Origin of the sequence: Actinomadura sp. 7K507, from assembly GCF_004348425.1 — a bacterium.
Lineage (GTDB): Bacteria > Actinomycetota > Actinomycetes > Streptosporangiales > Streptosporangiaceae > Spirillospora.
Genome location: NZ_SMKK01000066.1, coordinates 27,498 through 41,624 on the forward strand (window position 1 = coordinate 27,498; position 14,127 = coordinate 41,624).

Genomic DNA, 14,127 nt, shown 5'->3' on the forward strand with positions numbered 1-14,127 from the left:
ACCTTGACCACTGTTGGCCCGCAGCCGCTCGCGGCCGCCACCTCCGAACTGCCGCCGGAAAGCGTGAGCTCGGCGAACCCGTTGCTGTAGGAGGCATTGACGGCGCCCGGTGCGCCTCCCGGCCCCCACTACCGTCAAAGTCAGGGAAGGTTTCTGTAGGCCAGCAGAGCGATGTAGTGATCGAGGATCACGGTGTTCGTGCCGGGTGGGGACGGCAGACCGGCCGTTGAGTTCACGAGGTGGTCGATGTTCTCACCGAACTGCTCGCAGCCTTGCGCGACAGGAGCGGGGAAAGCGTTGTCCACGTGGGTCGCCGACATGATGTTCACCTTCCCATCGGTTCCCGCTTGCGTGAACGGGACGCCCGTGATGGGGGTGTTCGGCGGGGGCGGGTTCGTGGTCCCCGTCGTCATGCTCAGCGGAATCGGATCCTCGTCGCTCCCGATCACACAGGAACCGCCGAGTCCCGCCCCACTCAGGCGGATTTTCAGACCTATTGTCATGTTCGGATAGTTGATCGTGAATCCGCCCGCATACTCGGGAGTCGCGAAAACCGTCCTGCCCGGTGGGAGGCCGATGGCCTCCGAAGGCAGCGCTACCTTCTTCGTGTGCAGCGGTCCCGCCAGGAGTCGCCACTCCCCGGTCTGAAGATTGAACACCTCGGCATAGGTGAACCTGATCGGGTCAGTGATCTCGTGACTGAGCCGGCCGATCTCTATCCGGCCGCCCGCCACAACCTGGTTGTAGCATATTGAGCCGAGCTCCCCGAATCCCTCCGGGAGGGCAGGACAGTCGGAGAAATCGAAGTCAGGTAGGTCGGCTTCAGCGGGAGCCACCGGAGCGGTACGGACTTGGGCGGAGGAGGTTCCGGCCAAAAACATTCCAGTCGCCGTAAGCGAACATGCCGCGCCGACGGCAATCCTCGTGAGCATCCATGCCCAGTTCATGGGCCTCTCCTCCATTCCGGGAGTGGGGACCGTGCCCGCGGGATCACCGCGGGCACGGATCGGTGGGGCGTGCTCAGGGTCAGAGCTCGGAGTAGGACTTCGAGACGATGTACTCGTTCTGGATCATGGTGTTCTCGCCGGCCGGCGAGGGGAATCCGCCGACCTGGTTGACGAGCCAGTCGGCGATGCCGCCGCCGAACACGCAACCCTTGGCGCCGGGCACCGAGAACGCGTTACCGACGTGCTGGGCCTGCAGCACCTCGGGCAGCGGGTCGGACCGCTTGATCGAGACGCCCTCACCGGTGATCGGGGTGTTGGGGGCGGGCGGGTCGGTGGTGCCGGTGGTCAGGTTCAGCATGATCGGGTTGCTGTTGGTGCCGACCGTGCAATTGCTCCCGAGGAACGGGTTGATGAGCCGGATCTTCACACCCATGTTGATGTCGAAGTCGTTGGTGCCCGGAACCTCGAACGAACCCGCGTACTCCACCTTCGCATACACAGCGCTCAGGAGCGGGTCACCGAAGAGACCGGGCTGGACGAGCATCTCCGGCGCCTCGAGCCCTCCGAAGATGGTCTCGATTTCGAAGGTGTCGGCGTTGTAGGCGTTGGCGTACGTGAGCCTGATCGGCTCCTCGATCGTCTGATCGAAGTTGCCGACCTGGAAGGAACCGCTGGTGACGACGGCCACCTGACACCGAGAGTAGAACGGGCTCGCGCCCTCGGGAAGCGGCGGGCAGTCGGAGAAGTCGAAGCTCGCCGGGATCGGGTCCGGGTTGTCCGCCGCAGCAGGCGACGCCATACCGAACGCGAGCAGCGCAGCGGCGGCCACAGCAGGAAACGCCAGCCGCGAACTGCGTCTCCAGAAACTAGTGAACTTCACCAGTCCATCCTTTCTGTACCGGGAGAAATGGACACACAGCGCCGGACGGCCACAGCGTGATCCCGGCCGGCGCGGAACCGTGAAGCGGATCATCGACGAGTTGATCCCTCGGTTCCCAACCGAAGAGTAATACCGAAACAATGGCGATTCAATACATCATAATGCGCAAATATGAAGATCTTTTCATCTTGTGAGCGAATGCCAGAAACACCCTTCGCCGAGCGGCCTATTTTATCACCTAACGCATATCGCCCGGAAGCGCCCGGCCCGTTCGGAGGAGTGGGGTAAGGCCAGGCTGTGATGGCCACAACTAACTTAGTCGTTTCGTCGTCGAGTGACCTGGAGCGCAGGGATGGGAACCTGCCGGTTGGCGAAAGGCGGCGGGGCCGCGCGACCCGATGCTCGGGCAGGCCCGATCCGTTCTGCCTTGCCCTGCTGCGCCCGCGGCGCCCCGGGAAATCTTTCCCCGATCCTGCAATGTCAGCATGTGAGGCACCGCCCCCACGGCAACTCCCCCGACGATCAACTCGCCGAGTGTGGCCACACCACCGCAAGTGTGGCCACACCACCGCAGGATCCGTTGCTACGACCCAACTGAGGGCAGGATCTGCTGCTCCGGATGGAAGGCGAACCTGGCCGTAGGTGCAGTGAGGTCATCACTGAAGTTCGTGAACCCCGGAATCCTGCAGGTTGACTTCAGCGAAGGCTTCACTTCGGCATTCCCGACGAAGGCACCGTTGTCGTAGGTCCCAATAAACCGGCCAGGGCGCTCATCTACGATTCGCGAATCCAAAAAACTTTGCTGAACAGCCTCGGCTATTCGTAGCTCACATGTCTCGTCGTCGGCGAGCTCCACGAGCGCTTTGAGCGTCACCCCGTTGATCAACATCTGCCACTGACCGGCCAGCGACATGGACATAGTGATCCACACCGATCCCTCATCAGCAACCTCGCCCTGTACCTGATGGACGAAGCCGTTCGACGTCTTCACGGTGCAGCCGTCGAGGGACATTTCACCCTTGCCCAGCCTGAAACGCGACTGCCAGTGTCCACGGTCCATGTGAAACCGCATGTTCGCTGAATCGCACCTGAACTCCGCGCCGTTCTGGCCCCTGAGGACGAAAGAATCCGCGACTGCCGTGAAATCTCCGCCCGGTTTCACAGTAAAGGTCTGAGGATCTTTGGCCTCACCGTTCACACAGTTGGCGTCGCCGACAACATTACACCACATTCCTGCTTCCAGGTTTGCGTAATTCCCCGTCCCGGAAACGCTAGCGGTAAGGATCGGACTCAGGTCTTCGGAAACTCCACAACCGGAGAAGGCAGGAATTGTGACGTCTTCGGCGATCACCGTCTGACCCTGAGTGTAGTCTACCGACCCAGTTTCTAGAGTCCCCGTGAATCCATGCCCATAAAGCAAAGTCGGACTGGTCGTGCATTTATCGCCGAGTTCAAGAGGGATTCCATTGACCTCGGCCTGGTCCGCCTCGAGCCGAACATAAGCACTAGCACGGATTTCTTGTCTTTCGACAGTCGGATCCGATAGCTTCAGGGAATCATCCAGCCGCTGGACCACTCGTAGGTTGCCGGTAATCGGGTCAGTTTTTCCGCCCCCCGGAGTACCGACTTGAACGGCTTTTGCCACTGCGCGTGTCGGCATGAAGCCGAAACCCAGCACCGTGGCTGGATTCGGGTGGGTTCGGTTGACGAAATATCCGCGATGCTCCGTGTAGTTCGGCCCGAAAAAGAAATCGCCAGAAAGGGTCCGGACGGGCGCCCGAACATTGTTCTCAAGTGCGACCGGAACAGCGTTACCGGCCTTCTTAAGATTGAAGAATCCAGTGGTTTTGATGCAGTACATCACACCAGGCGCGGACTGGTCGTATGGCACGTCCGGGGTTGGTGGCGAGTCATAGATCTGATACAACTTAGGATCGTCGCTGATGGCGTACCGCGGATCCTCCCCCTGACCAGGCATTATTTGGCAAAATCCGTCCTGCGAGGGGGCGGCCTGACGGGGTGATGCGTTCGATGTGCTGGGGACCGCAACCTCGTTCCCCCGTTTCACCCGTACGGTCCCGAACACCGACTTCTTCTCCGCCACACAATGCAGCGCCAGCTCCGCCGCATCCTTCACCGTCGCCGCGTCGCCCGGCACCAGCGACAGGTCCATTTCCCCGGCAGCCCAGGAGATCCCACCCGGCGATCCGGGGACCACCGGCGGCGCCACCCCGCTACCGGTCAGGTGCACAGCTCCGTTACCACGCGGCGGCGTGGCCGCCAGAGCGAAGGCCGGCCACCCGCCGCGCCGATCGCGCCCGGGCTCGCGCACGTCGACCTGCACCTCCGCGACCCCTCTGAGCGCGGGGGGAGGCGAGGACGACGGCGTGACACCGGTCACCGGTGGTGTCGATGCCCTGCTCGGAGAAGTCACCGAAACCTCCTTCACCAGCTCGGGAGGGAGACCGACCTCGATCCTGATGGTGCCCAGCTGGATCGGTTGGCCGACGGTTCCGGACGATGGGACGCTCGTTTCAATCCGCAGCGACACATCGTGTGTTCCGGCTTTACCAGTACATACGAGCCCTATGTTCGCACCGATGTCCGCCATCGCCGACGGAATGGCGACCAACGTGCCGCCGCCCACCGCAAGGGCCGCGACCGCCCCGATCCGCGCGACAATTCTGAACACCTGTCGCATCTCACATCCTTGATCTATAGGTAACGAACCCGGGTGCAGCTAGGTCAGGGCTGTAGCCTCACCTCATGGGACTTCGTAGGCGTGAATGACCGGCCCCTCCTGATGGGTGGCGTTGTCCCCACGAACCTCAACCGAGCCACTCAGAACGAATTTGTCGCCAAGTTGGATCAAACTGGTGGGGCACGACCCCCTCTGGCTGATTTGGGTCACACGGAGGTTGCTGTCGGTTCTCGTGTGCAACAGTGCGAGCATGCCCGTATCTCCAGAACCCGCCGCGGGGCTGGTGTACGTACCGTCGATGTATCCGTTCAGGCCGCCGGCACCCGGGCCTCCGAGTATGGCGTTGCACCCGATGCTGGGGATGTCCAGCTTGATCTTGACGCCCGTCAGCCTGCCTTCTGTCACCCCCGAGGCGTCGGTCACACCTACGGCGTCGAATCTCCAAGGTAGGTTCAGAACCGTCACGACGATCCGGCCGAGGTTGGGGGCAAAGGTGCACGGGTTGTTGAATTTCACACTTGTCAACGAGGCGAGGCCGGTCGCGTCCTGGTCGTCCTCGACCCGTACAGTGCCGGCGGCCCACAAGGCGGGCCCATTGGAGTCGGGCTGACAAGAGAAAGCCGACGGACGATTCAGGTTGAGGCTTCCGACGTTACCGACACTGTTTCCGGTGACGGGTTCGGTGGAGGGCACGGTTACGCCGGCGAGCGTGACGTCGACTTCGAGCGTCCCCGCCGAGGCAGGGACGGCGGTCAACGCAGTGGCAAGGGCCGCGGTCAAAGCGATCCACGCGACTCGTCCGAGCACTTGGAGCATTTCATATCCATGATCTATGGGGAACCGCACCCGGGCGGCGAGCGCCCGGGTGCGGGTTGAGTCAGGGCTGTGCCCTCACGCCACGGCTAGGAGGCGTTGATGATCGGCCCCTCGCTGCTGGGCCCACTAACATCGACCGTGCCGCTGACGGTCATCCTGTCGCCCAGCTGGATCAGGGAGACGGGGCAGGGCCCCGCGATGATCTCGGACACGATGAGGTTGTTGTCGGCACCATTGTTCGACAGCGCGAGCACGCCGGGGTCTCCAGAACCCGCCGCGGGGTTGGTGTACGTACCGCCGATGTACCCGGGCGCACCGTCGCCCGTGATCCTCACCGTGCACCCGATGCTGGGGGCATCCAGCACGATCTCGACGCCCGTCAGCTTGCCGGCGGTGACCCCTCCGCTAGTCGGGTCCGTGACGTCCATGCCCCACGGCAGGTTCCCAGCCGACACGTTGGTCGGGACGGGGCCGGGGACGGCAGTGCAGGGGTTGTTGAAGTTCACGCTCGACAACGAGGCGACGTCGACCCCGTTCTGGTTGTTCTCGACCCGTACAGTGCCGGCGGCCGACAAGGCGGGGCCATTGGCGTCGGGCTGGCAGGAGAGAGCCGACGGACGGTTCTGGTTCAGACCTCCGACGTTACCGTCACTGGCTCCCGTGACGTCTCCGTTGGCGGGCGCGGTCACGCCCGCCATCGTGACGTCGACGTCGGTGACGGCTGCCGAGGCGGGGGCGGCGGTGAGGGCGGCGGCGGCCACCGCGACCGCGGAAACGGTCATGGCCTTTCTGGCGATCTTTCGCATGTCAGTTTCTTTTCCCTTCATCTCACTGGGGGGACTGGTACGACTCGTAGGGACACTGACCGCGTTGTGCAGAATAGACTCCTCCGGGTTGCCCGTAGCAGAACCCCGGAAGCTGAACGCCTCCAGCTTCATCGCAAGACCACCCAGTCCTGCCGTGCTCTTATCCAAATCTACTTGGCGGTAGTGCACTCTTCAAGATGAAAACATGAACTTTCTCGCCATGTCTTTGCTTCCCGGTTCCCTTGCTTCAAAATGGTGTTCCTGGCTTCAAAAATTGTCATCAACCGAGTCTTTGATCAAGCCCATTTGTCACCCGCTTAGTGCAGGTTCTGGACTGCCAGCACCGACCGAGACCACAAGGCCCATCGGGCCACATCAGAGAGACCACCTTCGGCTGAGATGGCCAGACGGTACCGAGCCCGTCCCGGTTGCGGCCTGGCCATCGCCATGTCCCCCGTCTCACGGGAGGGTCTGCCCCGGCGTCAGTTCGTATGTGGTTTCCCGGGTCTGGTGTGGTCAAGCGCCTAGGGTGTCGATTTTGGTAATCTTCCATTTGCCGTCGGTGTGGATGGCGTCCACCGCGAAGACGGCAGCGGAGTAGCTCGTCTCGTTCTTGTCGGTGCGGGTGTTGCGCTGGTCGGCAAAGACGAGCAGGCGGGCACGGTCGTCGGTGAGTGACTTCACCGCCGAGTCGGTGACCGTCGTGGTGAGAACCTGCTTCTGCTCGGGTGCCTGCTTGCGGACCAACGCGAAAAGCTGCCCGTATTGCTGGACGGCCTTTCCGGTGAGGAGTTGCTGAGCGGCCTTCTCGGTCTTGGCGACGTCTGCGTAGTTGTACGAGAACACAGTGTTCACAGCCGTCGTAATCTGGCCTCTGACCTCACTGGTGCGGGCATTGTCGCTCAGCGCGGCATTGTCTGCGGAGGCGGCTCCCTGCAAGGCGCCATCCTTGGCGGCCGACCATGCGGCCACACCACCCAGCGCCATTGTCAGCGCGCCGAGAAGAACAACCAGGCGTATGCGCGCGGTGCGGGGAAACGCCCGGCCGATGGTGCTGATCGCTGCCATTCGATCTCTCCTCCCCCGGTCAGGGCGTACCGGTCGGGGCCTGGCCGAGCGCCGACAGTTTCCAGCCCGACGACGTCCTGGTGAGCTGGCCGGCGAAACGGCGGATGTTGTCGGACGGCTTGCCTTCGGCACCGGTGATAGTGATGCGGACGGCGGCGATGACGCCAGCCTTTCCGGCGCGGGTGTCGAGTTCGGTGAGACCGGATTCGAGGATCTTCGCGGTGCTCGTCGTCTCGGCCTTCTTCACCTCGCTCTCGAGCCGCGAGCGGCCCTTGACGATCTCGTCGTAGAGCTCGGCCGTCGTAGAGTCCTGCCACACCTTCAACCCGGCGTCCACGTTGCGGTAGTCGAGGGTGTTGAGGTTGACGATCGCCTGGTCGGCGGCGGCGAGGGCCTTGTCGCGCTCGGCGGCGTAGGCCAGGTCGGGATTACCCGACGCCGACTGATACGACCAGCCGAACCAGGCGGCCGCGGCCATCGCGATCAGTGTCACCAGCGAGGCCACCCGGATCAGCGGGTCCCTGGACAGGCGGCGCGGGGCGGGTTCGTCCGGCTTCCCGGTTTCCGCCTCAGTACCGCCCTCCTGCTTCGCCTCAGGTTCGGGCTCCTCTTCAGGCTCCTCGGCCTCCGCCTCCGCCTCCGCCTCCTCCCGCTCGGGCTCAGGTTCGGGTGAGGTTGGGGCCTCATCGACAGGCATGGGGGCCCCAGCCTCGGGGTCTTCCACCGTCGGCTCGGAAGTCTTGATCTTGGTCACCTGAGTTCCACCCTTCCTTCAGGCGGCCCGGAGGTCGCTGATGCGCCAGCCGTGGTCGTTGCGGGCCGTGACGATGAGCTGGGCCGCGACCGGCGGCCCGGTCCGCTTACCGTCGCGGGTGGTCGTCTGGTCAAGTAGGACCAGCAGGACGGCGGTCCCGTCACGCGTGAGCTTGATCAACCCGGCCTTGGCGACCTTGGTAGTTAGGGAGAGCTTCATGACCGGCGCGTTCTTCCTCACCAGGCCGAACAGTGCGCGATACTCGCCGGTGGCGCTGCCGGTGAGCGCGTCCTTTGCGGCCTTCTCGGTGGCGGCCGGGTCGGTGTGGCTGTACGTGAAGATCCGCGCGACCTTCGCCGACACGTCCGCCACGACCTTCTTGGTCGCGGCCTTGTCGACGAGCGCCCTGTTGGCAGCCGGTGAACCCTCGCTCCGCCTCTCGGCCCAGCCATCGACGGCGAAGGCGGACAGGCAGATCGCCAGGGCGAGGGCCACCGGCCACCCCAGCCCGGCCGCCCGCTTGAGTGCTGGAATGAGCGGAGGCGGCAGGGCGGGTCTCTTACGCGGGATCCAGACGCGGCGCGCCGGGCGCTCCGGCCGTGTCCGTGGTTCCTGTTCGGTGACGCTCACGGCCCGCTCCCCTCGGCGGGCTGCCCCCCGGGAGCCAGCGGTTTGAGCGAGCTGACCTTCCACCCGCCGGTGACCCGCTGCATCCCGACCTCGTAGCGCTTGCGCTGCTCGGTGCGCCGACCGTCGTCCCCGGTCGCGTCGGTGAAGATCCGGACCGAGGCGACCACAGTCGCCTTGCCCGCGGAGTCGTCGAACTCGGTGACCGCGAGCGCCGTGACCTTGCCCTGGGAGGCGGCGGTCTGCTCGGCGAACTTCTTGCGTGCGGTGGGCATGTCCGCCTTGAGGGCATCGTGGAACGGCCCGGTGGCGACCCGCAGCCAGTGCGCGAGGTCGAGGTCCGCCCTCTTGGGATCGATGGTGTTGAGCTGCGTGATGTGCTGGACGGCCGTCCCGGTGAGATCGTCCCGCGCGGCGGCGTACTCGTTGTCGGCGCCCCGGTCGGCCTGGTAGAGCGCCCAGAGGGACGTGCAGAGGAACACCGTGGCTGCGGCAATGAGCACGTAGCCCGCCGGGCGGATCAGGGGGATCACCCGGATGGCCGCGCGGCGCGCCGCCGCAGCGCCGATCACGGTGTGCCGCCCAGGCCGAGGAGGCTGCGCAGGTCGGTCGGCAGGGCCGGGTCCGCCACCGGGGCGGACAGCCCGAACGTGCTGAGGATGTCGGTGATATCGGTTCTGCTCGTGGTTCCGGGCCTGGCCGGCGCGGGAACTCCCTTGCGCGGCGCGTTCGCCGTGCCGCGCACGTTGATCCCGCTGCTCGGGGGTTCGGTGCAGCGGGCGGCGGTGTTGAACGGGGGGCCAGGCGACACGTCCACGCCCTTGCGGTACTGGGTTCCGCCGTAGCCGCGCGTGCAGGGCTGCGGGTTGAAGAACGTGGTCACGAACCCGACCCGCAGCTTGTTTCCGGACACGAGCGTGGTCACCATCCCGGCTATCTGCGGGAACCGGACCAGCAGTTCCTCGATGGCGGCCTGGCGCGGTTCACCCACGCGCGCCATGGTGAGGAGGTTGGCCAGCAGCACGCTCAGGTCCGGGTCCAGATCGCGAAGCAGCCCGGACATCTCGGCCGCCGCGCCCGGACCGGACGCGATGATGTCGCGCAGGTCGGCGTCGGAGTCACGGAGCTGCCTGGCCAGCAGCCGCGTGTTGAACGAGAACGACTTGAACGCGCCCGACAGCTCGTTCTGCGTGCGCAGTACGTCCTCGCCGTTGTGGATCAGCGCGCGAGTCTCGGGGAACGCGGTGTCCGAGGCCGACACGAACCGGGCGCTGGTGTCGAGGAGCTGCTGGAGGTGCGGCCCCTGCCCGGCGAACGCCAAGCCCAGCTCGTCGATCAGGACCTTGAGGTCGTTGAGCGGAAGCGACCCGGCCAGGTCGTTGACGCTCTTGAGCGTCTCGTTCACTGGTGCCGGTGTGGTGGTGACGCTGCGGGGGATCGTGGCGCCCTGCGCAAGGTAGGGCCCAGAACCCGTCCGGGGTCGCAGGTCGACGTACTGCTCGCCCACGGCCGAGCGGTTGGCGACGACCGCCTGCAAGCTCGCCGGGATCTCCGGGGCGGAGTCCTCGATGTGCAGTTCGGCGATGACGCCGTCGTCGCTCAGGTCGAGCTTGCCGACCTCACCGACGGTGACGCCCCGGTAGGAGACCGCCGACCCCTCGAAGAGTCCGCCGGTGGTCGGGAGGTCGAGCTGGACGGTGTAGTAGCCGCGCATCCCGACGTAGCGCCCGAGGTCGGCGTATCGGATGCTGACGAAGGCGATCACGGTCAACGCGATCACGACGAATGTGACGATCTTGATGCGGGTGCCCACGGTCAGCATGTCAGTCGCCCTCCCCGAGCGTCGGCAGCGGCAGGGGCGGTTCCTCGCCGGGAACGACGGGGAGGCCGGTTCCGGGGACGCCGGAGCCGGGCTCGCCGGACGGCACCTGCGGGCCGCCCCGCAGCGGCGCCCCTGGCGTCGGTGCGGTGGACGTGGGCGCATCCGCGCCCTGGCCGGTGGCCGTCGCATCGGGGCACGGCTCGGGCTGCGGGCCCGGGGGAGGCTCCTCGGCCTGCGCGGCCATCGCACGCGGCTGTGGCTCCTCCGCACCCTCGATGTCGTCGAACGGTCCTTCCTCCTCCACCGGCGGGACGACGCAGTTGAAGCCCTCGGCGGCGACGACGGTCAAGTAGCCGTTCAGGTAGTCGCCCTTGACAGCCTTGAGCGCCTCGTCGGTGAACGGGAAGGTCAGCAGTACCTCCAACGACTTCGGCAGGTCGCGCCCGGAGTCGGCGAGCTTGCGCAGGAGGACGGCGAGGGAGCGCAGGTTCGCGACCGTGTCGTCCTTGCTCTCGTTGATCACGTTGACGGCGGTGTCCGACAGCTTCTCCAGCTCGCGCAGCATCTCCACGAGCTGGCCGCGCTGCTCCTCCAGGACCTTCAGGCCCGGCGACAGGTCGTCGAGCACCGTCGCGACCTGGCCCTCGCGGGACCGCACCGTGGACGACAGCCGGTTGAGCCCGTCGAGCGCGTCGGTGATCGACTTGCGGTTGCGGTTGAGCGTCCCGGTCAGCTGGCTGAGGTTGCGCAGCGCGGACCGGACCGTCTCCTCCCGCCCGCCGAGCGCCTGGTTGAGCTCCCGGTTGATCGTCCGGATCTGCGGGAGCCCGCCGCCCGACAGCAGCAGCGACAGCGCCCCGAAGACCTCCTCGACGTCGGCGTTGCGCGACGTGCGGGCCAGCGGGATCGTTGCGCCGTCGGCCAGCGGCTGCGCGGACGGGGTGGCCGGCGCGGCCAGTTCGACGTACTTCTCCCCCAGCAGGCTCGACTGCTCCAGGTTCGCGGTGGCGTTCGCCGGGAGGCGCACGTCGCCGTTCACGATCAGCGTGACCTCGGCGTCCCACGCCCCCTTCGGCAGCGAGACACCCTTCACGCGGCCGACCGGGACGTCGTTGACCCGGACGGCCGCCTGCGGGACGAGGTTCAGGGCGTCCTCGAACTGCACCTTCACCTCGTACGGGTTGTCGCCGAGGTCGGCGCCGCCGGGCAGCGGGACGTCCTCGAGCTGCACCGAGCAGCCGGTGGCGAGCACCGCGGCGGCCACGCACACCGCCATCACCTTCGTGGGCACGCGCATCAGCGGCCTCCCTCGTCGCCGGTGCCGGAGTAGATGCTGCCCGCGGGCGGCAGCGGCAGCGCGGGAACCCCGGATGTCCCGGACGGCGGAACCGCGGTGAGCCCGGAGGTGCGCAGCCGCTCGCACTGCTCGCGCAGCGCCTCGGTGGCCGAGGCCGCCGCCGCGCAGACCGGCCGGGTGTCGGCGGCCTGTGGATCGACGCCCGGCTGGCTGGTGCTGCCGAACGCCTTGGTGATCTCCAGCAGGTTGCCGCGGCTCATCAGCGAGCGGGTCTTCGGGTCGTAGGCGTTCAGCGCGTTCTGCGCCACCAGCGGCGTCGTGTCGATGATCTCGGCGAGGGACGCGCGCTGGTCGACCAGGACCTGCGTGATGCCGGCGAGCTTGTCGACGTTCTTCTTGAGCCCCTCGCGGTTGTCGGCGATGAACTGCTTCACCTCGCCGAGCGCCCGCGCCAGGCTCGCCAGGGCGGCGCCGAGTTCCTGCCGGTCGGCGGCCAGGAAGCCGCTGACCTCGGCGAACTGGTTCTCGACCAGCCGGATCTGCTGCTCGTTGTCGCGGAGCATCTTGCTGAACTTGTTGAGGTTGGACACGGTCGCGTACAGGTCGCCGCTGGAGTCGGCGAGCGTCTGGGACGCCTTGCCCAGGTCGGCGATCGTGGTGTTGAGCAGCTTGCCGTTGCCGCCGAGGTTGGCGGCGCCGACGCTGATGACGTCCGACAGCGCGCCCTGCGCGTTCAGGCCCTGCGGCCCCAGGTCGTTCGAGAACTTGCGGACGGCCGCGTAGAGCTGGTCGAGTTCGAGCGGCGTCGCCGTCCTGCTCACGTCGATCGCGGCGCCCTCGGCCATCTTCGGGCCGCCGCTGTAGGCGGGGTCGAGCTGGATGTAGCGGTCGGAGACGAGGTTCGGGGCGATCACCACGGCGCGGGCGCCGGCGGGGACGTTCACGTCGCCGTCCACCGTCATGTCGACCTTGACCCGGGTACCGAGCGGCTCGATGGCGTCGATCGAGCCGACCTTCACGCCGAGGACGCGGATGTCGGAGCCGGGGTAGACGCCGATGGCGGTGGCGAAGTAGGCGGTGATCCGGCGTCCGGGGCCGTCGCTCAGCACCGGGATCAGCGCGAGCCCGACCAGGACGAGGAAGATCACGACGATCGATTCCAGGACGAGTATCTGCCGGTCCCGCGTCGGCGACGGGAGCCGCGGCAGCTTCACGGTGCGTGTCGGGGACGACGCCATGTCACCGGCCTCCCGTCAGGTGCGGCGGCTCGCACTCGTCTTCGTTGGGCGGCTGCCACCTGCCGTTCTCGAGGTACTCCTTGGGAACGGTGCCGCACAGGTAGCCGTCCACCCACCGGCCGTTGCCCGTGGCGTTGCCGACGAGCCGCATGTACGGGACGGCGGTCTCCAGGACCTTGTCGAGGTTCTTCTGGTTGCGTTCGAGGGTGTCGGTGAGCCTGTCCAGGGAGGCGAGCGTCGGGCCGAGGGTGCGCCGGTTGTCGTTGACCAGGCCGACCAGCTCGTCCCCGAGGCGCCGCGTGCCGACGAGCATCGCGTGGATCGCGTCGCGGCGGCGGCGGAGTTCGGCGAGCAGCAGGTTGCCGTCCTCGAAGAGCGACTCGAACTGGCTGTTCTGCGCCGCGATCGTCCCGGAGAGCTGCTTGGTCCCCGCGAGGAGCCGCGCCAGCTCCGCGTCCCGCGTCGCGATCGTCTTCGACAGCGACGACAGTCCCTTGAGCGCGACGCCCACGCTCGGCGGGGTGTCCTCGAAGGTGGTGGAGATCGACTCCAGGCTCGCGGCCATCGCGGCGGTGTCGAGCTGCTCGAACGTCCGGCCGAGATCCTGGAACGCGGTCGTCACGTCGTAGGGGGCGATGGTCCGCTCCAGCGGGATCGGGTCGTCCGGGTCCTGCTCGCGCGAGCCGAGCGGATCGATCTGGAGGTACTTCGACCCCAGCAGCGTCTTGATCATGATGGCGGCGCGGGTGGAGTTCCCGACCCAGGTGTCGCGGACCCGGAAGGTGACCTTGACCTTGTCGCCCTCCAGCTCGACGTCGGTCACCTTGCCGACCTTCACCCCGGCGACGCGGACCTCCTGGTCCGCCTTCAGCCCGGCGGCCTCGGAGAAGTACGCCTCGTAGGTCGTGCCGCCGCCGATGACCGGCAGGTCGTCGGCGCGGAACGCCAGCATGCCGAGCACCAGCAGCACCACGAGCCCGATGATCGACACCGGGATCGGGTTGCGCTCCCGCAGCGGCTTCAGCCGCGGCCTGCCCTTCTTCGGGCGCGGCAGCGCACGCGGCAGCGGCGCGGTCGCCCCGTCCGGCGGGGGCCCGCCCGGCGGCGTGCCACCCGGCGGCGGGTCCTCTGGAGGCGGACCTCCGGGGGGACGCCCTCCGGGGGGCAGGGG

The 14,127-nt window shown here is 66.7% G+C and carries 13 protein-coding genes; all 13 read right to left on the reverse strand.

Going from position 1 to position 14,127, the window contains the following annotated elements; genetic code table 11:
* Positions 1-140: 140 nt before the first annotated feature.
* A complete protein-coding gene (locus E1285_RS17050) occupies positions 141-947 on the reverse strand; it encodes a hypothetical protein (RefSeq protein WP_132153126.1) in 807 nt (268 codons plus the stop codon).
* Positions 948-1,026: 79 nt separating this feature from the next.
* Positions 1,027-1,920: a hypothetical protein gene (locus E1285_RS17055; protein ID WP_132153128.1), complete on the reverse strand. Its 894-nt coding sequence runs from the start codon at positions 1,918-1,920 to the stop codon at positions 1,027-1,029.
* 490 nt (positions 1,921-2,410) lie between these two features.
* Positions 2,411-4,528, reverse strand: coding sequence for a DUF6801 domain-containing protein (locus E1285_RS17060; RefSeq protein ID WP_132153130.1), 2,118 nt, complete (start codon positions 4,526-4,528; stop codon positions 2,411-2,413).
* 63 nt (positions 4,529-4,591) lie between these two features.
* Positions 4,592-5,344, reverse strand: a complete 753-nt coding sequence (locus E1285_RS17065) for a hypothetical protein (RefSeq protein WP_132153132.1) — start codon at positions 5,342-5,344, stop codon at positions 4,592-4,594.
* A gap of 86 nt (positions 5,345-5,430) precedes the next feature.
* Positions 5,431-6,282 carry a hypothetical protein gene (locus E1285_RS17070; RefSeq protein WP_132153134.1) on the reverse strand — a complete coding sequence of 284 codons (852 nt, stop codon included), beginning with the start codon at positions 6,280-6,282 and terminating at the stop codon, positions 5,431-5,433.
* 384 nt (positions 6,283-6,666) lie between these two features.
* The gene (locus E1285_RS17075; RefSeq protein WP_132153136.1) at positions 6,667-7,218 is read right to left on the reverse strand and encodes a hypothetical protein; all 552 of its coding nucleotides are present in this window, start codon (positions 7,216-7,218) and stop codon (positions 6,667-6,669) included.
* A 19-nt stretch (positions 7,219-7,237) separates the two neighbouring features.
* Positions 7,238-7,915: a hypothetical protein gene (locus E1285_RS17080; RefSeq protein WP_243722844.1), complete on the reverse strand. Its 678-nt coding sequence runs from the start codon at positions 7,913-7,915 to the stop codon at positions 7,238-7,240.
* A 75-nt stretch (positions 7,916-7,990) separates the two neighbouring features.
* Positions 7,991-8,602, reverse strand: a complete 612-nt coding sequence (locus E1285_RS17085; RefSeq protein WP_207946630.1) for a hypothetical protein — start codon at positions 8,600-8,602, stop codon at positions 7,991-7,993.
* On the reverse strand, positions 8,599-9,171 hold the full coding sequence (locus tag E1285_RS17090) for a hypothetical protein (protein ID WP_132153138.1): 573 nt from the start codon (positions 9,169-9,171) through the stop codon (positions 8,599-8,601). Before E1285_RS17090 ends, E1285_RS17085 begins: the two co-directional genes overlap by 4 nt.
* Positions 9,168-10,421 carry an MlaD family protein gene (locus E1285_RS17095; protein ID WP_132153139.1) on the reverse strand — a complete coding sequence of 418 codons (1,254 nt, stop codon included), beginning with the start codon at positions 10,419-10,421 and terminating at the stop codon, positions 9,168-9,170. Before E1285_RS17095 ends, E1285_RS17090 begins: the two co-directional genes overlap by 4 nt.
* A 1-nt stretch (position 10,422) precedes the next feature.
* The gene (locus E1285_RS17100; RefSeq protein WP_207946631.1) at positions 10,423-11,718 is read right to left on the reverse strand and encodes an MCE family protein; all 1,296 of its coding nucleotides are present in this window, start codon (positions 11,716-11,718) and stop codon (positions 10,423-10,425) included.
* Positions 11,718-12,956 (reverse strand): MCE family protein, encoded by a 1,239-nt coding sequence (locus E1285_RS17105; RefSeq protein WP_132153140.1) that lies wholly within the window; start codon positions 12,954-12,956, stop codon positions 11,718-11,720. The genes E1285_RS17100 and E1285_RS17105 overlap by 1 nt, the downstream gene beginning before the upstream one ends.
* Position 12,957: 1 nt before the next feature.
* Positions 12,958-14,127 (reverse strand): MCE family protein (locus tag E1285_RS17110; protein ID WP_347814082.1); only part of this gene is annotated, 1,170 nt, incomplete at its 5' end.